Annotated in this window: 18 protein-coding genes; 6 read left to right on the forward strand and 12 right to left on the reverse strand. The window is 71.0% G+C overall.

The window, feature by feature from the left end:
• The first annotated feature begins 13 nt into the window (after window positions 1-13).
• Window positions 14-979 carry a CU044_5270 family protein gene (locus ACLQ20_RS14470; protein ID WP_425855961.1) on the forward strand — a complete coding sequence of 322 codons (966 nt, stop codon included), beginning with the start codon at window positions 14-16 and terminating at the stop codon, window positions 977-979.
• A 155-nt stretch (window positions 980-1,134) separates the two neighbouring features.
• Here ACLQ20_RS14470 and ACLQ20_RS14475 read toward each other — a convergent pair whose 3' ends face one another.
• Window positions 1,135-1,698, reverse strand: coding sequence for a hypothetical protein (locus ACLQ20_RS14475; RefSeq protein ID WP_425855963.1), 564 nt, complete (start codon window positions 1,696-1,698; stop codon window positions 1,135-1,137).
• A gap of 461 nt (window positions 1,699-2,159) precedes the next feature.
• Between ACLQ20_RS14475 and ACLQ20_RS14480 the strand changes: the two genes are divergently transcribed.
• The 3 genes from ACLQ20_RS14480 to ACLQ20_RS14490 all read left to right on the forward strand — a co-directional run bounded on the left by ACLQ20_RS14480 (window position 2,160) and on the right by ACLQ20_RS14490 (window position 7,242).
• Window positions 2,160-3,881 carry a sulfatase gene (locus ACLQ20_RS14480; RefSeq protein WP_425855965.1) on the forward strand — a complete coding sequence of 574 codons (1,722 nt, stop codon included), beginning with the start codon at window positions 2,160-2,162 and terminating at the stop codon, window positions 3,879-3,881.
• On the forward strand, window positions 3,878-4,900 hold the full coding sequence (locus ACLQ20_RS14485; protein ID WP_151453365.1) for a formylglycine-generating enzyme family protein: 1,023 nt from the start codon (window positions 3,878-3,880) through the stop codon (window positions 4,898-4,900). The genes ACLQ20_RS14480 and ACLQ20_RS14485 overlap by 4 nt, the downstream gene beginning before the upstream one ends.
• 248 nt (window positions 4,901-5,148) lie before the next feature.
• Window positions 5,149-7,242, forward strand: a complete 2,094-nt coding sequence (locus ACLQ20_RS14490) for a sulfatase-like hydrolase/transferase (protein ID WP_425856410.1) — start codon at window positions 5,149-5,151, stop codon at window positions 7,240-7,242.
• 169 nt (window positions 7,243-7,411) lie between these two features.
• Here the strand turns inward: ACLQ20_RS14490 and ACLQ20_RS14495 are convergent, their stop codons facing one another.
• The 8 genes from ACLQ20_RS14495 to ACLQ20_RS14530 all read right to left on the reverse strand — a co-directional run bounded on the left by ACLQ20_RS14495 (window position 7,412) and on the right by ACLQ20_RS14530 (window position 14,279).
• A complete protein-coding gene (locus tag ACLQ20_RS14495; RefSeq protein WP_425855967.1) occupies window positions 7,412-7,858 on the reverse strand; it encodes a metal-sulfur cluster assembly factor in 447 nt (148 codons plus the stop codon).
• Window positions 7,855-8,331 carry a Fe-S cluster assembly sulfur transfer protein SufU gene (gene sufU / locus ACLQ20_RS14500; protein WP_151453362.1) on the reverse strand — a complete coding sequence of 159 codons (477 nt, stop codon included), beginning with the start codon at window positions 8,329-8,331 and terminating at the stop codon, window positions 7,855-7,857. The genes ACLQ20_RS14495 and sufU overlap by 4 nt, the downstream gene beginning before the upstream one ends.
• A gap of 42 nt (window positions 8,332-8,373) precedes the next feature.
• Window positions 8,374-9,678 (reverse strand): cysteine desulfurase, encoded by a 1,305-nt coding sequence (locus tag ACLQ20_RS14505; protein ID WP_425855969.1) that lies wholly within the window; start codon window positions 9,676-9,678, stop codon window positions 8,374-8,376.
• Between the two features lie 32 nt (window positions 9,679-9,710).
• A complete protein-coding gene (sufC, locus tag ACLQ20_RS14510; RefSeq protein ID WP_151453360.1) occupies window positions 9,711-10,484 on the reverse strand; it encodes a Fe-S cluster assembly ATPase SufC in 774 nt (257 codons plus the stop codon).
• Entirely contained in the window at window positions 10,484-10,810 is a 327-nt protein-coding gene (locus tag ACLQ20_RS14515; protein WP_151453359.1) for a non-heme iron oxygenase ferredoxin subunit, read from the reverse strand. The genes sufC and ACLQ20_RS14515 overlap by 1 nt, the downstream gene beginning before the upstream one ends.
• Window positions 10,810-11,952: a Fe-S cluster assembly protein SufD gene (gene sufD / locus ACLQ20_RS14520; protein WP_151453358.1), complete on the reverse strand. Its 1,143-nt coding sequence runs from the start codon at window positions 11,950-11,952 to the stop codon at window positions 10,810-10,812. Before sufD ends, ACLQ20_RS14515 begins: the two co-directional genes overlap by 1 nt.
• Window positions 11,953-12,093: 141 nt before the next feature.
• Window positions 12,094-13,524: a Fe-S cluster assembly protein SufB gene (gene sufB / locus ACLQ20_RS14525; RefSeq protein ID WP_151453357.1), complete on the reverse strand. Its 1,431-nt coding sequence runs from the start codon at window positions 13,522-13,524 to the stop codon at window positions 12,094-12,096.
• On the reverse strand, window positions 13,521-14,279 hold the full coding sequence (locus ACLQ20_RS14530; protein WP_151453356.1) for a helix-turn-helix transcriptional regulator: 759 nt from the start codon (window positions 14,277-14,279) through the stop codon (window positions 13,521-13,523). Before ACLQ20_RS14530 ends, sufB begins: the two co-directional genes overlap by 4 nt.
• A 98-nt stretch (window positions 14,280-14,377) precedes the next feature.
• On the opposite strand from ACLQ20_RS14530, the gene ACLQ20_RS14535 reads away from it, so the two are divergent.
• On the forward strand, window positions 14,378-15,340 hold the full coding sequence (locus ACLQ20_RS14535) for a COX15/CtaA family protein (RefSeq protein ID WP_192581298.1): 963 nt from the start codon (window positions 14,378-14,380) through the stop codon (window positions 15,338-15,340).
• 55 nt (window positions 15,341-15,395) lie between these two features.
• Here the strand turns inward: ACLQ20_RS14535 and ACLQ20_RS14540 are convergent, their stop codons facing one another.
• From ACLQ20_RS14540 to ACLQ20_RS14550, 3 genes are all read right to left on the reverse strand, one after another.
• The gene (locus tag ACLQ20_RS14540) at window positions 15,396-16,319 is read right to left on the reverse strand and encodes an ATP-grasp domain-containing protein (protein WP_425855973.1); all 924 of its coding nucleotides are present in this window, start codon (window positions 16,317-16,319) and stop codon (window positions 15,396-15,398) included.
• A 10-nt stretch (window positions 16,320-16,329) separates the two neighbouring features.
• Window positions 16,330-16,662: a hypothetical protein gene (locus ACLQ20_RS14545; protein WP_132240329.1), complete on the reverse strand. Its 333-nt coding sequence runs from the start codon at window positions 16,660-16,662 to the stop codon at window positions 16,330-16,332.
• A 364-nt stretch (window positions 16,663-17,026) separates the two neighbouring features.
• Window positions 17,027-17,986 (reverse strand): heme o synthase, encoded by a 960-nt coding sequence (locus ACLQ20_RS14550; protein WP_151453353.1) that lies wholly within the window; start codon window positions 17,984-17,986, stop codon window positions 17,027-17,029.
• Between the two features lie 265 nt (window positions 17,987-18,251).
• On the opposite strand from ACLQ20_RS14550, the gene tkt reads away from it, so the two are divergent.
• Entirely contained in the window at window positions 18,252-20,390 is a 2,139-nt protein-coding gene (gene tkt, locus ACLQ20_RS14555) for a transketolase (RefSeq protein ID WP_425855976.1), read from the forward strand.
• The last annotated feature ends 4 nt before the right edge of the window (window positions 20,391-20,394 follow it).

A 20,394-nucleotide genomic window follows, 5' to 3' on the forward strand; every position in this document is an offset into this window, starting at 1 on the left:
CGGAGATGACGCTATGAACAAGATCGAACAGTCGCCGCACGGTTTCGAGGAGCAGCTCCTCACGGATCTGACGGCACACGTCGTCCGGCGGGCCGAGATGGTTTCGGCAGCCCGTCCGGTCGGACGCCGTACCCGGTTCCTGCGCGGTTGGCGCCTCGCCGGAGCATTCGGGCTGGCAGTCGCACTGACCGTCGGTGGCCTGGCGGTCCAGACGATGAGGGTGGGCAACCAGCCGCCGCCCACGGCCAGCGCGTCGGAGATCCTCCGTATGGCGGCCGATGCCGCCCGGCAACAGCCCGAGCTCACCGCCCGACCCGATCAGTACGTCTTCACGGAAGTCCTGGCGACGACGCGGGAGAAGCCGGACAGCGGCCCGTACACCACCGTACGGACGCAGATTTGGCAGTCGGCCGGGGGAGTTGCGCACACGCAGGCACGTTACCGACCGGAGACCGATCCGAACGGGTGGAGCGAACTGAAGGTGCTCCGCCCGAACGATCCCGCCGATCCCGACAAGGAGCTCGATGTATTCCCGTCGCCCGCGTACCACGGCGACTTGCCCACCGATCCGGACGAGCTGCTTCAATACCTTCGGGAACACCCGGTTGACCTGCATCTCCCCGAGGCAGCCGATGAGCAGGCCGTGTACGGGGGCGAGAGCATGCCGTACACCACCGCGCGGTCGATGCTCGACGGCTACGTGCCGCCCCGAGCGCTGGCGGCGCTGTTCGAACTGCTGGCACGGGAGCCCGGAGCGGTCGTCATATCGGGCGACGTGGTGGACGCCGCAGGCCGGCATGGGGTGGCGATTCGGATGCCCGGTGTGATCGGTGGTAACGAAGACTTCATCTTCGACCGAGACACCCACGTCTACCTTGGCATCCGTGGGTCGGTGGTGCGGAACGGCAAGGAGTCGCTGCAATCGGCTGCCGCGCTGCTCCGGGTCGCAATCGTCGACCGGCCGGGCCAGCTGCCCTGACCAGATGGGCTCGCCCCAGCCGGATCGGATCCCGCGCTATGCCGCTACGGCTTACGGCTGGGTCGCTCTGTGTGGGCGAGCAGATGACGGCGGCCTGCCTCCGGCGCGGGACCCGGCGAGGACGGGTTACCCAGTCGGGCCGCTGACCGGATCGGTCAAGGGATCGGCAGCAGATTGGCTAGGGGAAATCTGCTGCCGATCCCCTCAGCGCGTCCCTTCGTCCCCAAGCTGTCGGCATCCGCACATCGGCACGTCCGGATGCATGCCCCCGCGACCTGGTTACCCTGCGTGACGGGTGCTTCGCGGCAGAAGAGGACGTCCGCGAGATTCAGCCGCGGCTGGCGTACAGGTACACGGTGACCACGTCGGGTGCGTCGAAGGTTGAGCAGGACCGATCGGCGCGTGCCGTCGGCGATGGGTTGTTCCTCGACGATTCCGGAGACGGTCTTGGCGGTTTCGGGGTCCCACAGGTTGCCGCCGCCGACGTTGTGTTTCGTGTCGACTGCCCGAACTCCCGGTGCGGGAGCCGCCGTGAACTTTGCCTCGGCGACGAAGGCGTCGAACGCAGTACGGGGGATGCGGAGCTCCCACTGGTCGGCGGCAGCTCGGGCGAGTTGGTCGCCGTGCCGGCCGACGCTGTGGCCGTAGCCGCGCCCGGCCAGTGTCAGGTCGTCCAGCAGGCACCGGGCGTGCACATCCACGACCATCGGCAGCAGCATCCGGGCCGACGAGCCGGGCGGCGCGGGCCGTCAGCTCGGCGTCGACCAGCTCTCGCGTACTGCGGTGATCGCCTTCTGCCCACGCTTCCGTCCCAGAAGGTAGAATCCCTATTTGTCAGGTAGGCAAAGTAGGTTAGCGTCACCGCCATGACTGGTCGGGAAGCCCTGCTTGACGGCACCGCAGTCGCAGTGTCGCGGGGATGTTGCCGTGGCTGGACCGCCGCCTGCGGCTGCTGCCGCTGAGCCTGCGTCCCCTGACTTCTCGCCTACCGCCGCGTCGCCGACTCAAGACGACACGGCAGCGTTTTCCGCAAGCCCGACCAACAGCCGCTCGCCGCGCCGACGCATGGCCGGAGACTGCGCGTCCCGCTCTGCGCGGCGGTCGTGAAAGTGCGGTTACTCGTCAGATCCGAGCCCATACCCAACTACTGAGAGGACGTCCCCTGATGTCACCGTTGACAATGAGACTGGGCGCAGTTGCCGCCACCGCCGCCCTGGGCTGCACTGCATTCGCTGCCACCGGCACCGCCGCTGCTCCGCTCGGCGCCGCAGCCACTCATGCCGGCCCCGGGCAGCCGAACATCGTGTTCGTACTGGCCGACGACCTGGGGTGGGCCGATCTCAGCACCGGCCTCACGAACAAGGGGTCGGGCAACACCTACAACGAAACCCCCACGGTCGACCGCCTCGCCGCGGAGGGCGTCGCCTTCGACAACGCCTACGGCGGTCCCAACTGCGTGCCGACCCGAGCCGCTCTCCTCACCGGGCTCTACGCGCCCCGGCCGACGAACAATCTCTACCTGGTCGGCGACCTGGACCGCGGCGGGGACGGCACGCTACTGGACGGGGCACCGCAGGGGCTCCCAGACGGCGACGACGCGCTGCCGCGTGAGGCCTACACCGTCGGCGAGGCGCTGCGTGACGCCGGCTACGCGACCGGATACGTCGGCAAGTTCCACGTGACCAGGAGCGCCGACCAGATCACGGCCGACTTCGGGTTCGAGGAGAACCTGGGCGGCTCGAACTCGGGACACGCCAGCCAGTACCACGCCATCGACGGGACGTTCAACAACAGCATCGGCCCGGCGTTGGACAGGTTCGCGGCCGACTACACCCAGAAGTACGTCGACGAGAACATCAAGCCCTACTCCCACGGCGCGGACGACACGGCCCTGGACGCCCTCGTCGGCACCGACAAGCACGTGACCGACGCGGTGGCGGACGCGACCGTCGACTTCATCGACCGCCACGCGGACGAGCCGTTCTTCACCTGGATCAGCAACTACGCGGTGCACACCCCGATCGGCGTCAAGCAGCCACGCGCCGACCTGCTTGCGAAGTACCAGGCCAAGCCGGCTGTTCCCGGTCACCCGGCTAATGCGTCGTACTCGGCGCTGCTGGAAGGCCTCGACCAGGGGCTGGCCCGCATCGTGCACCACCTCGAGACCACCCCGGATCCCCGCAACCCCGGGCACCCGTTGGCGGACAACACCATCGTGGTCTTCACCTCCGACAACGGTGGGACCGCGGACGCCGACAACGGCTGGCTCAGCGGCTACAAGGGCGAACTGCGGGAGGGAGGGTTGCGGGTTCCGGCCATCGTGTGGAGCGGGAACGAGCGCCTGGTCGACGGTGGCGTGGTCGACTCGACACCGATCCACGCGGTCGACTACCTGCCGACGTTCGCATCGCTGGCCGGTGCGAAGCTGCCCAAGGGCCTGCGCCCCGACGGTGTGGACCTGAGCGGAATCTGGCGCAACGAAAGCGCCGAGCTCGGCACGCGCCACCTCTTCTGGCACCTGCCTGGGTACCTGATCGCGGGCGCGCGGGACCAGCGCCCCGAGACGGCGATCCGGTCGGGGCCGTGGAAGCTCAGCTACCGCTACGAGACCCAGGACTGGGAGCTCTACAACCTGGACAGCGACATCGGTGAGACCACCAACCTGGCCGCAGCGTACCCCGATGTCACCAAGCGGCTCGGCAGCCGGCTGATCCGCTGGCTCGACGACGTCGACGCGCCGCTGGCCACGCTGCGCGAGGGCAAGGCCCCGATCACCGTCACCTTCCGGGGCACGGCGTACTCCAACGGGAAGATCACCCACTACGACGAGCCGACGCGGCTGACGTTCCAGCCGGGAGACGAGGTGCCGGCGTTGCTGCCCACGGCGGTCACCGACCGATGACCTCCGACCATCACCACCGTACCGCCGGGTCCACCACGCCGAGCTGTTGTGCACCCGGCGGCCCGCAGCAGACCGCGGCGACCGGCGGGCTGCTGCAGGTCGGCCGCCGGCCGCGGCAGCCCGACCCCGTCGACTGGGAGGCTGGCCGGTCGCGCTCCACGCGCGGCCAGGTCAGCCTGCCCGGCGGAAGCTTCGCCATGGGCGACGCATTCGGTGAGGGCTACCCGGGCGACGGGGAAGGTCCGGTGCACGAGGTCACCGTCGGAGCCTTCACCATCGATGCCACGACGGTCACCAACGCAGCCTTCGCGACCTTCGTCAAGGCCACCGGCTATGTCACCGAGGCCGAGGTGCTCGGCGTCTCCGCCGTCTTCCATCTCCAGGTGAAGGCTGAACGTAGCGACGTCGTCGGGGCCGCCACCGGTACCCCCTGGTGGCTCGTGGTCCGCGGCGCCGACTGGCGTCGCCCCTACGGGCCGGCCTCCTCGATCGCGGACCTCCAGAACCACCCTGTGGTCCAGGTGACCTGGAACGATGCCCGCGCGTACGCCGCGTGGGCGGGCAAGCGCCTGCCCACCGAGGCCGAGTGGGAGTACGCCGCCCGTGGCGGCCTCGACCGGGCACGGTTCCCCTGGGGCAACGATCTGCTCCCGCGCGGCCGGTGGAACTGCAACATCTGGCAGGGCGAGTTCCCCCGCCTCAACACCACCGACGACGGCTTCATCGGCACCGCACCTGTCAAGCAGTACGCCCCGAACGGCCATGGCCTGTTCAACATGGTCGGGAACGTGTGGGAGTGGTGCGAGGACTGGTTCGCCACCGACACCTACGCACGGCGCGCCGGCACCGGTGTCGTCGACCCTCGCGGGCCAGCGAACCCGGACGTCTCAGGCCGGCGCGTGATGCGCGGCGGATCGTTCCTGTGCCACGACTCCTACTGCTACCGCTACCGGGTCGCGGCCCGCTCCGGGAACACCCCTGACTCCGCAGCCTCCAACATCGGCTTCCGCTGCGCCTGAACGTCCATCCGGGCGACCCACCTGCTCGGAGGCGCCCTCGCGTCATCCCGCCGGCATTCAACACCACGTCCACGCTCGCTCTCACGGCGAGCGCTGTCTCTTCCTGCCGCTTCCTCTGCATCGGAGGCCATTCCTTGATCACTCGTCGTCAGCTCCTCGCCGGCACCGCCGCCGGTCTCGGAGTCGCAGCGCTCCCGTCCACCGCAACAGCCGAGCCGAAGACCACAGGGCGGCCCCGGCCGAACATCGTGCTCGTGCTCGCCGACGACCTCGGATACGGCGAGCTCGGCGCGTACGGGCAGCGCACCATCGCGACGCCGCGCCTGGACCGGCTCGCCGCCGAAGGGCTGCGCTTCACCGACGCGTATTCCGCCGCGGCCGTCTGCGCGCCCTCACGCTCGGCACTGCTCACCGGCCTGCACGCGGGCCACGGGGCGGTGCGCAACAACCCTGGGGGCGACCCCGACTCAATCGCCTTCTCCGACGGCGACACCACGTTCGCCGAGGTGCTGCGCGCCCGGGGTTACCACACGGGACTGTTCGGCAAGTGGGGCTTCGGTCCCGAGCGCGGCGACCAGCCAAGCCACCCCAATGCCCGCGGGTTCGACGAGTTCCTGGGCTACCTCACGCACGGCCACGCCCACGACTACTACCCGTCGTACCTGTGGCGGAACGGAGAGCGGTTCGAACTGCCCGAGAACGCCGGGTCCGACAAGACCACCTTCGCCCCCGACCTCTTCCACGACCGGGCTCTCGACTTCATCCGGACCCACCGCTCCGAGCCGTTCCTGCTCGTGGTCACCCCGAACCTTCCCCACGCCCCGAGCGACGTCCCCAGCCAGGAGCCGTACGCCGACGAGGACTGGCCCTCGGCGGACCGGGGCCACGCGGCCCAGGTCACCCGGATCGACACGTACGTCGGTGAACTGGTCGACGAGCTCGCCGCGCAGGGACTGCTCGGGTCCACGGTGGTCCTGGTGACCAGCGACAACGGTCCGCACGAGGAGGGTGGCTTCGACCCGGACCGGTTCGACGCGAACGGCCCCCTCACCGGTTACAAGCGCAACCTGTACGAGGGCGGTGTCCGGATCCCGCTGATAGCCTGGGCCCCGGGCCGGATCCGGCCCGGCGTGACCGACCGGCTCACCCAGCAGACCGACCTGCTCCCCACGCTGGCCGACCTGGCCGGCGTCCCCGGACCGCGCGACATCGACGGCTGGTCGTTCAGCTCTCTGCTCGAGCCGCGTCCGACTGCGGCCCCCGCGCAGCCGTACCTCTACTTCTGGCGGCTCGACAACGGCAACACCAGGCGGGCCCGCGAAGTCGATGCCGGCCGCCTGCAGCGGGCAGCGGAGGCGGTACGCGAAGGCAACTGGAAGGCGATCCGTTGGGCGCCGGGCAAGGATCGGACCGTCCCGGACGAGCAGTGGCAGGTCGAACTCTACGACCTTGCCCGCGACCTCGGTGAGACGACCGACCTGGCAGCCACCCACCCCGAGGTCGCGAACCGACTGGTGGGCCTCCTGCGGCAGTCCTGGATCGACGAGGTCACGCGCGAAGGCTATGGCGTCGAACTCGACACCCCGGACCTGCTGCTTCCCGGCGTCACCTACGAGCTCACCGCCACCCTCGCGAACGGCTCGGCGGTGGCCTGGACCGGCGCTCGGCTGGTGCTCTCCGCCCCTCGGGGGTGGACCGTCGAGCCGGCGACCAGCCGGGGGCTCGGACGCCTCTCCCCCGGCGCCCGGGTGAGCACCACCTGGCGGGTCCGGGTGCCCGGGGAGACCACGGCGAAGGAGTGGCCGCTGACCGTGTCGGGTTACGCCGTCGCCCGCGACGCGCCCCTCACCTTCCGCGCCGAGCGCCGCTTCACCCCGCCGCCGCCTCCGCCGGCCACCGACTCGTACCTGAGCGATCTGCCCTGGCTCACCGCGGTCAACGGCTGGGGCCCGGTGGAACTGGACACCAGTAACGGCAGGCAGGCCGCCGGGGACGGCCCACCGATCTCCCTCGGTGGCACCGCCTACGCCAAGGGCCTCGGTGTCCACTCCCACTCCGAAGTCACCTACCACCTCGGAGGCCGGGTGGCCCGGTTCACCTCGGTGGTGGGGATCGACGACTTCAGCGCCCGGCAGAGCTCGCGGGGCAACACGATCGCCGAGGTATGGGCCGACGACCGGCTCGTCCACACCAGCGGCGTGCTGCGGGCGTCCACCGGACCCGAACCGGTGGACGTCGACGTTCGGGAGGCCCGGCTGCTACGGCTGGTCGTGCGTGCCGCTGACTCCGGAAACGGCTTCAACCACACGTCCTGGGCAGACGCCTTCGTCCGGCTGGGCTGACGAGCCACCTTCGCGAAATGTGGAGTCCAGGCGCGTCTTGGAACGTGAGATGCGCCAGGAAGCCCAGCCGGAGCCACGTCACGAGACCAGGGCGATTCAGGGTGATCGCTGCCGAGACAACGGCGAGCGCGCCGCCCCCGGAGGGGCGACGCGCTCGACGAGAAACGTGTCAGACGTTGAAGCCGAGGGAGCGGAGCTGGTCGCGCCCCTCGTCGGTGATCTTGTCCGGCCCCCACGGCGGGAGCCACACCCAGTTGATCCGGATGTCGTCGACCAGGCCGCCGCCCGGTCCCGTGGTCAGCGCCTGCCGGGCCTGGTCCTCGATCACGTCGGTCAGCGGGCACGCCGCCGAGGTCAGCGTCATGTCCAGGGTGGCGACGTTGTCGTCGCCGACGTGCACGCCGTACACCAGGCCGAGGTCGACCACGTTGATGCCCAGCTCGGGGTCGACGACGTCCTTCATCGCCTCCTCGACGTCGGCGACGGCGGCCTTGCCCTTGGCCGCCGACGCGGCGGCCGGCGCCCCGTCCGTGGCCGGTGCGGCGGCGTCCGTGGCCGGCACGGCCGCGCCCTCGGTCGCCGGGGTCGCCGCGGTGGCGGTGTCCTCGCTGCTCATGCCTCAACCTCCGTCGGGCTCACGCCCACACCGGCGCGTGCCGCGGCGTCCTTGAACGCCATCCACGGCAACAGCGCGCACTTGACCCGGGCGGGGTAGCGGGCGACGCCCGCGAACGCGACCCCGTCACCGAGCACGTCCTCGTCCGGCGTGACCTGGCCACGGCCGGACATCAACTCGACGAACGCCTCGTGCACCCGGAACGCGTCGCCCGCGTCCCGGCCGACCAGCAGCTCGTGCAGCACGCTCGCCGACGCCTGGCTGATGGAACAGCCCATGCCGTCGTACGAGACGTCGTGCAGCACGTCGCCGTCGGTCGCCACCCGCACGGTGACCTCGTCACCGCAGGTCGGGTTGACGTGGTGCGCCTCGGCGACCCGGGCGCCCGTGGCGTCCGGGTCGCGCAGGCCGCGACCGTGCGGGTGCTTGTAGTGGTCCAGGATGATCTCCTGGTAAAGAGATTCAAGCTGCATCAGGGTGAACTCCCGTCGATCCGCGGGCTCCCGCGTCGCCGCTCACTCGAACACCTTCCGCACCTTCTCCAGGCCCGCCACCAGGGCGTCGATCTCCCCGGTGGTGGTGTAGAGGTAGAACGAGGCCCGCGTCATGGCCGGCACGCCGAACCGGCTGCACACCGGCTTGGCGCAGTGGTGGCCGACGCGCACCTGCACGCCGAGGGAGTCGAGCACCTGCCCGACGTCGTGCGGGTGGATGTCGCCGAGGGCGAACGAGATGGTGCCGCCCCGGCCCACCGGCACGGCCGGCCCGAAGATCCGCAGGCCGGGCACCGTGGCGAGGGCGTCCAGCGCGTACGCCGTCAGCTCCTTCTCGTGCCACTGGATGGCCCGCATCCCGATGCCGGCGAGGTAGTCGACGGCCGCGCCGAGCGCGACCGCCTCGGCGATCGGCGGGGTGCCCGCCTCGAACCGGGCCGGCGGCGCGGCGAACGTCGACCGGGCCATGGTGACCGTCTCGATCATCGACCCGCCGCCCAGCACCGGCGGCATCGCCGCCAGCAGCTCGGTCCGGCCCCAGAGCACGCCGATGCCGGTCGGGCCGCACATCTTGTGCCCGGTGAAGACGATGAAGTCCGCGTCGTAGTCGACCACGTCCATCGGCATGTGCGGCACCGACTGGGAGCAGTCGAGCAGCAGCAGCGCGCCCACCTCGCGGACCCGCGCGGTGATCCGCGAGGTGGCGTTGACCGTGCCGAGGATGTTGGACGTGTGCACCAGTGAGACGATCTTCGTCCGCTCGGTGACCAGGTCCTCCAGCCCCGCCTCGTCCAGCCGCCCCTGGTCGGTGACCGGGAACCAGCGCAGGGTCGCGCCGGTGCGCTCGCAGAGCAGCTGCCACGGCACGATGTTCGAGTGGTGCTCCATCTCGGAGATCACCACCTCGTCGCCGGGGCCGAGCCGGAAGCGGGGGTCGGCGTCGGGCCGCAGCGACGCGTTGGAGAACGCGTACGCCACGATGTTGATCGCCTCGGTGGAGTTCTTGGTGAACACCACCTCGTCCACGCTCGGCGCGTTGATGAACGCGGCGATCTTCGCCCGCGCGCCCTCGTACGCCTCGGTGGCCTCGGTGCCCAGGGTGTGCACCGAGCGGGACACGTTGGCGTTGTGCATCGCGTAGTGCTCGCCGAGCACGTCGAGCACCTGCCGCGGCTTGTGCGAGGTGTTGGCGCTGTCGAGGTAGACCAGCCGGTGCCCGTTGACCTCCCGGTCGAGGATCGGGAAGTCGGCGCGCACCTTCGCCACGTCGTAACGCGGCACGTCGTCGTACTGCGGCATCCCCGACGGGATCGCGATGGAAGTCATGTCGACCGGCCCACCCATTCTTCCGAGAGGACTCAGGCCCGCGCCGCGCCGGCCCCGGCGACGTAGCGCTCGTAGCCCTCTTCCTCGAGCTTGTCGGCCAGCTCCGGGCCACCCTGCTCGACGATCCGGCCGGCGACGAAGACGTGCACGAAGTCCGGCTTGATGTAGCGCAGGATCCGGGTGTAGTGGGTGATCAGCAGCATCCCGGTGTCGCCGTTGTCGCGGACCCGGTTGACGCCCTCGCTGACCACGCGCAGCGCGTCCACGTCGAGGCCGGAGTCGGTCTCGTCGAGGATCGCGATCTTCGGCTTGAGCAGCTCCAGCTGCACGATCTCGTGCCGCTTCTTCTCGCCGCCGGAGAAGCCCTCGTTGACGTTGCGCTGGGCGAAGGCCGGGTCCATCTGGAGGCGCTCCATGGCCCCGCGCAGCTCGCCACCCCAGGTGCGCAGCTTGGGCGCCTGGCCGTCGATGGCGGTCTTGGCGGTACGCAGGAAGTTCGCCACCGAGACGCCGGGGACCTCGACCGGGTACTGCATGGCCAGGAAGAGGCCGGCGCGGGCGCGCTCGTCCACGGACAGGGCCAGCACGTCCTCGCCGTCGAGGGTCACCGAGCCGCCGGTGATCTCGTACTTGGGGTGGCCGGCGATCGAGTAGGCCAGGGTGGACTTGCCGGAGCCGTTCGGGCCCATGATCGCGTGGGTCTCACCCGAGCGGACGGTCAGGTCGACACCGGCCAGGATCGGCTTGAGCTCACCCTCGGGCAGCTTGACCGACACCTTCAGGTCGCGGATCTCCAGGGTGCTCATTATCGGGTCACTCCATTGCTCGGCGTGAGACTGACGTAGATGTCGCCGTCTCGGACTTCGACGGGATAGACGGGAACGGGTTCGGTGGCGGGCAGCCCGGTCGGCTCGCCGGTCCTCAGGTCGAAACGGGATCCGTGCAGCCAGCATTCCAGCGTGCATCCCTCGACCTCCCCCTCGGAGAGGGCGACCGCGGCGTGCGAGCACTCGTCGTAGGCGGCGTAGAAGACGCCGTCCTCGCCGTGCACCAGCGCGATCGGGGTGCCGTCGACGTCCGCGCTGACCACGGTGCCCTTCGGCACGTCCTCGGTGGCGCAGAGGCGGATCATCAGGCGCCGGCCTTGGTGAGCCGGGCCTCGATGGCGTCGCCCAGGCGCTCCCGCAGCGACTCGACCGGGATCTTGTTGATCAGCTCGGCGAAGAAGCCGCGGACCACCAGGCGCCGCGCCTCGGCTTCCGGGATGCCCCGGGCCATCAGGTAGAACAGCTGCTCGTCGTCGAAGCGGCCGGTCGCGCTCGCGTGCCCGGCGCCGGCGATCTCGCCGGTCTCGATCTCCAGATTGGGTACGGAGTCCGCCCGCGCGCCGTCGGTCAGCAGCAGGTTCCGGTTGATCTCGTACGTGTCGGTGCCGGTCGCCTCGGCACCGATCAGCACGTCGCCCACCCAGACGGTGCGCGCGCTCTCGCCCTGCAGGGCGCCCCGGTAGCCGACGTAGCTGCGGCAGTCGGGCACGGTGTGGTCGACCAGCTGGCGGTGCTCCAGGTGCTGCCCCGAGTCGGCGAAGTAGAGGCCGTACAGCTCGGCCTCGCCGCCCCGGTCGGTGTATTCCACCGAGGTGTACTGCCGGACCAGGTCGCCGCCGAGGGAGACCTGGACGTGCACCACCTTCGCGTCGCGGCCCAGCCGGACCTTCAGGTGCTGGGCCTGGACGGCGTCGTCGGCCCAGTCCGCGACGGTGACCAGGGTCAGCTTCGCCCCGTCGGCCACGGACACCTCGACGTTGTCGGCCAGCGTGGCCGAGCCGACGTGCTCCACCACCAGGGTCACCTCGGCGAACCGGCCCACCTCGACGAAGGTGTGCCCGAAGGCCAGGCCCTCGACGCCCTCGCCGACCACCCGCAGGCTCACCGGCTCGGCCACCACGGCGTCGCGGGCGACCTGGACCAGCAGCGCCTGGTCGGCCCCGCCGTAGGCCAGCGCGCTGACCCGGTCGACCGGGGTGAGCACGCTGCCCACCCGCGGGTCGTCGGAGCCGATCCGCCCGACGGTGACACCCTCGGGCAGGTCGCCGTGCTCGTGGCGGACCGCGCCGGTGGCGGCCGGCGACGCGCCGACCAGCCCGCGCAGCCGCTTGAGCGGGGTGAAGCGCCACTCCTCCTCCAGGCCGGTCAGGGCCGGGAAGTCGGCGACGTCGTACGAGCGGAGCGCCTGCGACTTGGTGCTGGGCGGCGCGGAAGCCTGGGTAGTCATCTCTTCCTTGGTCTGTTCTACGACGACGGTGTCATTGGTCGGAGGTCGGTCGGTGTTCGCGCGGCCCGGTCGGACGGGTCGGCGTCCACCGGCCCCCGCAGCGGGCTGGCGTTCGCGCGGCCCGCAGCGGGTCGGGGCGCGTCAGCCGACCGCGCCCTCCATCTGGAGCTCGATCAGGCGGTTGAGTTCCAGGGCGTACTCCATCGGGAGCTCCTTGGCGATCGGCTCGATGAACCCACGAACGATCATCGCCATCGCCTCGTCCTCGCTCAGGCCCCGGCTCATCAGGTAGAAGAGCTGGTCGTCGCTGATCTTGGAGACGGTCGCCTCGTGCCCCATCGACACGTCGTCCTCGCGGATGTCGACGTACGGGTAGGTGTCCGAGCGGGAGATGGTGTCGACCAGCAGCGCGTCGCACTTGACCGTGCTCCGGCTGCTGTGCGAGCCCTCCAGCACCTGGACCAGGCCCCGGTAGGACGTCCGGCCGCCGCCCCGGGCGATCGACTTGGAGACGATCGTGGAGGAGGTGTGCGGCGCGGCGTGCACCATCTTGGCGCCCGCGTCCTGGTGCTGCCCCTCGCCGGCCATCGCCACCGAGAGCACCTCGCCCTTGGCGTGCTCGCCGGTCATGTAGACCGCCGGGTACTTCATGGTGACCTTGGAGCCGATGTTGCCGTCGACCCACTCCATGGTCGCGCCCTCGTGGCACACGGCACGCTTGGTGACCAGGTTGTAGACGTTGTTCGACCAGTTCTGGATGGTCGTGTAGCGGCACCGGGCGTTCTTCTTGACGATGATCTCCACGACCGCGCTGTGCAGCGAGTCGGAGGAGTAGAGCGGCGCGGTGCAGCCCTCGACGTAGTGCACGTACGCGCCCTCGTCGACGATGATCAGCGTCCGCTCGAACTGGCCCATGTTCTCCGTGTTGATCCGGAAGTAGGCCTGCAGCGGGATCTCCACGTGCACGCCCTTCGGCACGTAGATGAACGAGCCGCCGGACCACACGGAGGTGTTCAGCGCGGCGAACTTGTTGTCGCCGACCGGGATCACCGTGCCGAAGTACTCCTTGAAGACGTCCTCGTGCTCGCGCAGGGCGGTGTCGGTGTCCAGGAAGACGACACCCTGCTCCTCGAGGTCCTCGCGGATCTTGTGGTAGACGACCTCGGACTCGTACTGCGCCGCGACGCCGGCGACCAGCCGCTGCTTCTCCGCCTCGGGGATGCCCAGCCGGTCGTAGGTGTTCTTGATGTCCTCGGGCAGGTCCTCCCAGCTGGTGGCCTGCTTCTCCGTGGACCGCACGAAGTACTTGATGTTGTCGAAGTCGATCCCGGTGAGGTCGGCGCCCCAGGCCGGCATCGGCTTGCGGCCGAACAGCCGCAGGCCCTTGAGCCGCAGGTCGAGCATCCAGGCCGGCTCGTTCTTCTTGGCCGAGATGTCCCGCACCACCGCCTCGTTGAGGCCGCGCTGGGCGACCGCCCCGGCGACGTCGGGGTCGGCCCAGCCGTACTCGTAGCGCCCCAGGGCGGCGAGCTGCTCTTCCTGCGTCAGGGGCTGGACGATCTGCTCGGTCATCTATCTGTCCTCACAGTGGTGACGGTCTTACCGGAACGGGCACGCCCCGGCTGGGCGGGAATGTGCGTGGTGCACACTCCGTCGCCGTGCGCGATGGTGGCCAGGCGCTGCACGTGGGTGCCGACCAGGCGGGAGATCACCGCGGTCTCGGCCTCGCACAGCTGGGGAAACTCGGCGGCCACGTGCGCCACCGGGCAGTGGTGCTGACAGAGCTGGCCGCCGGTGGCGATCGTGGACGCGTTCGCAGCGTAACCCTCGGCGGTCAACGCTCCGGCGAGTGCCTCGGCCCGCGCGAGCGGGTCGTCGCCGGCGTCCTCCATGGCGGCCCGGCAGCGGGTCTCCAGCGCGGCGACCTGGTCGGTGGCGAACGCCTCGACCGCCGCGGCGCCGCCGTTGCGGGCGATCCAGCGCAGCGCGGCGGTGGCCATGTTGTCGTAGTGGTGGGTGCCGCAGCGGACCCGGGCCGCGTCGGTCAGCACGAACACCTTCGCCGGCCGGCCCCGGCCGCGGTGGCCCCGGACGGTCTGCTCGCGGGCGAGCACGTCGCCGTCGGCGAGCATCGCGTCGAGGTGCCGGCGGATCGCGGCCGGGCTGAGCCCGAGCGCCGAGCCGAGCTGCGCGGCGGTGGTCGCGCCCCGCTCCAGCAGCAGCTGGGTGACCCGGTCACGGGTGGAGAGATCCGCGACGGACGCGGACTGACCGGCGGCCGGGACGACCGCCGGCTGGTGCCCGGAGAGCGCCGCCGCGTTTTTCACAACGCCAACGTTACGTAATTCGTCCGGGGCCCGCAAACCCGGGTCGCGGTGATCCGAACCACCGCACGGACGGAGTCACCCGATCGGGCTCCACTACGGTGCGTAGGATTTGCGCCGTGAAGCAATCCGTCCGGTTCCCGGTCTCCACCGCCCTGCTGCGCCGTCTCGCGCTCGCCTCGATCATCGCGAACGTGGGCATCGTCGTCACCGGCGGGGCCGTCCGGCTCACCGGGTCCGGCCTCGGCTGCCCCACCTGGCCCCGGTGCACCGAGGAGTCGTACGTGACGACACCGGAGATGGGCATCTACGGAGTGATCGAGTTCGGCAACCGCCTGCTCACCTTCGCCGTCGGCTTCATCGCGCTGGCGGTCCTGCTGGCCGTGCTGCTGCACCTCCCCCGGCGCCGGGACCTGGTCCCGCTCGCGGTCGCCGTGCTCCTCGGCATCCCCGCACAGGCGGTCATCGGCGGGATCACCGTGCTCACCGACCTCAACCCGTGGGTGGTCGGCCTGCACTTCCTCGCCTCGATGCTGGTGATCGCGGCCGCGTACGCGCTGTGGCGGCGGATCAAGGACCCGGTGGGCCCGGCGGAGGCCGTCGTGCCCGCCCCGCTGCGGACCCTCACCGCGATCACCACCGTGGTCAGCGCGGCGGTGCTGGTGATCGGCACCTGGGTGACCGGCAGCGGCCCGCACGCGGGCGACCACGGCGCCGCCCGCAACGGGCTCGACCCGGAGACGATCTCCCAGGTGCACGCCGACAGCGTCTTCCTGCTGATCGGCCTGTCCGTGGCGCTGGTCTTCGCCTTCCGCGCGGTCGGCGCGCAGCGGGCCGCGCGGGCCGCGCTGGTGCTCGTCGCAGTCGAGCTGGGCCAGGGCCTCATCGGGTTCGTGCAGTACTTCACCAACCTGCCGGCGCTGCTGGTGGGCGCGCACATGCTGGGTTCCTGCCTGGTGCTGCTGGCCACCCTCTCGGTGCAGTGGTCCACCCGCGAGCGCCGCCCGGTCGGGCCGGCCCCGGCCCCGGACGACGCCGACTGGGCCGTCCCCGTCGCCGCCTGACCGCGCCCGGCCCAGCCGGCTGTGCACCTGAGCGCTCCCCCACCCGCCCCGACGGTCAGCCGGCGGCGCGGCCCAGGTGGGTGAGGATCGCGTCGGCCAGGCGGTCGGCGGCGCCGTCGGCGTGGCCGAGGAACAGCGACGGCTCGGTGAGTTCCAGCTCCACCAGGACCGGCACGCCGTCCGGGCCCGGGATGAGGTCCACCCGGGCGTAGAGCAGCCGTCCCGGCCCGCCGGGCACCGCCGCGAGGGCCCGCTCCGCCACCGCCAACTGCTCCGGGGTGGCGGTGCGGGCGGTGATCTCCTCGGGCCGGTACAGCGCGTCGGCGCCGAGGTCCGGGCCGGTCAGCATCGGGCCCTTGCGGATGGCGTGGCTGAACGTCGGGCCGTCCGGCCCGGCCAGGAAGAGCAGCGCCGTCTCGCCGGCCGTGTCGACCGCGTCGAGGTACGGCTGCACCATGGTCAGCCGCCCGGCGTCCGACAGCCGCCGCACGTGCGCCACGGCCAGTTCCCGGTGGTGCGGATCGGCCAGGTCGTAGCGGCCGGTGTCCTGGCTGCCCGCGCTGACGGCCGGCTTGACGACGTACTCGCCGTGGGCGGCGGGTGGTCGCCAGTCCTCCCCCGGCGCGACCCAGGACGTCGGCACAGTGCGCACCCCGGCCGCCGACAGCTCGGCCAGGTACCGCTTGTCGGTGTTCCATCGCACCACGTCGGCCGGGTTGGCCAGGGCGGGCACCCGCGACGCCCAGGCGACGAACTCGTCGCGGCGCAGCGCGTAGTCCCACGGCGACCGGAGCACCGCCAGGTCGTACGCGGTCCAGTCGGCGGCCGGTTCGGCCCAGTCCACCGCCTCGGCGGTCACGCCGCGGCGCGCCAGCGGGTCTAGCAGCAGCCGGTCGTCGGGGTCGAGGTCGGGCAGGTCGGCACAGGTGACGAGAGCGACCCGGGGTTTCCCCCGGGTCGGCTGGTGTTGATCGGTCAAGTTGTTTATGTCAACGGGCCATCGTGCGCCGGGCCATCGACCGCCAGAGGTCGTTGCTCGGACGCATCTGGTCCATCAGTTCACGCTCCCAGGCGTTCTCGACGGTGACTCCCGCCTTCGCGCAGGCCTGCCGCGCCACGACGGTGTCGTCGGCGAACTGGTCGCCCCACACCCCGTCCTCGCCCACGAGGACGATGCGCGCGCCACGCTTGCCGACGTACTCGATGACCGCCTTCGCCCCGCCGTGACCGGCGGCGAACGACTTGATGCCCGCGACCAGGCCCTGCGGGGCCTGCCCGGGGGTCTGCTCGGCCGTCAGCGTCGTATCGGAACCATCTGCCATGTCGGGAAGCGTAAGCAGACTTGCACCCGGGCGGGCGAGAACCATGAACCTTTTGTGATGCCAATTACCCGCAGGTTTAAGGAGAACCACAGGCGGAATGCCCGGTCTTGTCCGGACTTATCCCGCCAAAAGGGCGGCCCGAACCGGGCCGGCCCAGGGCATCCGAGCGGTTCTGGAACCATACCGACGGCGTCACCGATGTGACAAGAAACCCGGACAAGCCATGCACGATGATGATTTGCCGGTACGGCCTCCGGCCGCCGGGGACCGGGCGGCACGGCCCCCGGCCGGAACCGGGGCGGGACGAATCAGGCCGGGATCCGGCTCGACGCGGCGGCCCGCCGGAGCGGCGGGCGCAGCCGGGTCAGATCAGCGCGTCGAGCGCGACGGCGGCGAAGAGGATGGTCAGGTATGTCGTCGACCAGTGGAACAGCCGCATCGGCTTGACGGCCTGCCCCCGCGCCACCCGGCGGGCGAGCTTGTGCGCCTCCACCACGAAGATGGCGCCGACCACCACGGCGGGCACGCCGTAGATGAGGCTCATCCCCAGCGGCCACACGGCCAGCGAGGACGCCACGGTCAGCCAGGCGAAGCCGATGATCTCGGCGTTGACCCGCCGCGTGGAGGCCACCACCGGCAGCATCGGGATGCCGGCCCGGGCGTAGTCGTCCTTGTACTTCATCGCCAGCGGGTAGAAGTGCGGCATCTGCCAGAAGAAGACCACCGCGAAGAGCGCCCACGCGGCCGGGGAGAGCGTCCCGGTGACCGCCGCCCAGCCGATCAGCACCGGCGCCGCCCCGCAGGCCCCGCCCCAGAACGTGTTCGCCGTCGTGGTGCGCTTGAGCCAGAGGGTGTAGACGACGTCGTAGTAGACGATCGCGGCGAGCGTGAGCCCGGCGGCCAGCAGGTTGGTGAACGCCGCCATCATCGCGACCGACACCGCCGCCAGCACCAGCCCGAAGATCAACGCGTTGCGCGGTGTCACGGTGTGCGTCGGCAGCGGGCGGCGCTTGGTGCGCCGCATCAACTGGTCGATGTCCCGGTCGATGTAGCAGTTGATGACGCTGGCCGCGCCCGCGGCGAGCGAGCCGCCGACCAGCACCACGGCCACCAGCCAGAGCGACGGCATCCCGCCGTCCGCGAGCATCATCGCCGGCACCGTGGTGACGAGGAGCAGCTCGACGATCCGCGGCTTGGTCAGCGTCACGTAGGCCGCGACCACCGCGCGGACGTCCCGGCGGGCCACCGCCGACGCCTCCGCCGCAGTCCGCACCGGCGGCTGCCCGGCAGAGTTGCTGACGGGGCGCTCGGTGATCATGCTCACGGATTGCCACCTTCCGGCGTCGGCAGGGGAGGTCGGATCGGCCGGACCCGACTGGGGCCACACGCCGGACCACAGACTACGCGTCGTCGTTTTGGCTGCCCGGGCGACCCGACAACGGTGCGGGCCGTCACACCGTCGGGGCACCACCGCGCACCGGCGCGGACCAGTACAGACCGGCATGCAGAGATCCCTGGGCGGACGTTTAGGACCGCTCGATAGGGTCATCACTGAGGGTTCCGCCCATCTGCCGAGGAGCACAACCATCGTGGCTGCCAACCGACCCGAGCACCCCGCACTCAACTGGTCCGACCTCGACCGCCGGGCCGTCGACACCGTCCGCGTGCTGGCCATGGACGCCGTGGAGAAATCCGGCAACGGCCACCCGGGCACCGCGATGAGCCTCGCGCCCGCGGCGTACCTGCTCTTCAACCGGGTCATGCGGCACAACCCGGCCGACCCGAACTGGCCCGGCCGGGACCGCTTCGTGCTCTCCGCGGGTCACTCCAGCCTCACCCTCTACATCCAGCTCTTCCTCTCCGGCTACCCGCTGGCCCTGGAGGACCTCAAGTCGCTGCGGCAGTGGGGCTCGCTGACCCCGGGCCACCCGGAGCACGGGCACACCCCCGGCGTGGAAACCACCACCGGGCCGCTCGGGCAGGGCCTCGGCAACGCGGTCGGCATGGCGATGGCGGCCCGCCGTGAGCGCGGCCTGTTCGACCCGGAGGCGGAGCCGGGCCGGTCGGTCTTCGACCACGACATCTGGTGCATCGTTTCGGACGGTGACATCGAGGAGGGCATCAGCCACGAGGCCAGCGCGCTCGCCGGGCATCAGCAGCTCGGCAACCTCACGGTGATCTACGACGACAACGAGATCTCGATCGAGGACGACACCCGCATCGCCAAGAGCGAGGACGTCGCGGCCCGCTACGAGGCGTACGGCTGGCACGTGCAGACCGTCGACTGGCGTGCCGGCGACGCCGACCAGGGCGACTACCACGAGGACGTGGAGGCCCTGCACCGGGCGCTGCTGGCGGCGAAGGCCGAGACCGCCCGCCCCTCGTTCATCGCGCTGCGCACCATCATCGGCTGGCCCGCGCCCAACAAGAAGAACACCGGTAAGATCCACGGTTCGGCGCTCGGCGCCGACGAGGTGGCGGCCACCAAGCAGCTGCTCGGCTTCGACCCGGCCCGCACCTTCGAGGTCGACGAGGAGGTGCTCGGGCACGCCCGCACGGTGATGGAGCGCGGCGCCCGGGCCCAGCAGGAGTGGACCACGGCGTTCGACGGCTGGGCCAAGGCCAACGCGGAGCGCCGCGCACTCTACGACCGGATGGCCGGGCGGGTCCTGCCGACCGGCTGGACCGAGTCGCTGCCGGAGTTCCCGGCCGACGCCAAGGGCGTCGCCACCCGGGCCGCCTCCGGCAAGGTCCTGGAGGCGCTCGCCGGAGTGCTGCCGGAGCTGTGGGGCGGCTCGGCCGACCTGGCGGAGAGCAACAACACCACCATGAAGGGCGAACCGTCCTTCGTCCCCGCCGTCCACGCCACCAAGGACTTCCCCGGCCACGAGTACGGCCGCACGCTGCACTTCGGCATCCGCGAACACGCCATGGGCGCCATCCTCAACGGCATCGCCCTGCACGGCGGCACCCGCCCGTACGGCGGCACCTTCCTGGTCTTCAGCGACTACATGCGCCCGGCGGTACGGCTCGCCGCGCTGATGAAGCTGCCGGTGGTCTACGTCTGGACGCACGACTCGATCGGCCTCGGCGAGGACGGCCCGACGCACCAGCCGGTGGAGCACCTGACCGCGCTGCGCGCCATCCCCGGCCTGGACGTGGTCCGGCCGGCCGACGCCAACGAGACCGTGTGGGCCTGGCGGCAGGCCCTGGAGCACACCGACCGGCCGACCGCGCTGGCGCTGAGCCGGCAGCCGCTGCCGACGCTGGACCGGTCGACCCTGGCCGGCGCCGAGGGCGTGGCCAGGGGCGGTTACGTGCTGGCCGAGGCGTCCAACGGCAAGCCGCAGGTCATCCTCGTCGGCACCGGCTCCGAGGTGCAGCTCTGCCTGACCGCCCGCGAGCGGTTGGAGGCCGACGGCACCCCGACCCGGGTCGTCTCCATGCCCTGCCAGGAGTGGTTCTTCGAGCAGGACGAGGCCTACCGGGAGTCGGTGCTGCCGCGCGGGGTAAAGGCACGGGTGAGCGTGGAGGCGGGCATCGGCATGTCGTGGCGCGGCATCGTGGGTGACTGCGGCGAGAGCGTGAGCCTGGAGCACTACGGCGCGAGTGCCCCGCACTCCGTGCTCTTCGAGCAGTTCGGATTCACCCCCGACCGGATCGTTGCCGCCGCGCACGCGGCACTGACCCGGATGGGCGACATCACCGGTTTCACCACCGGCAACTGAGGGG

This window comes from Micromonospora sp. DT46, from assembly GCF_049841735.1.
GTDB lineage: Bacteria > Actinomycetota > Actinomycetes > Mycobacteriales > Micromonosporaceae > Micromonospora > Micromonospora reichwaldensis.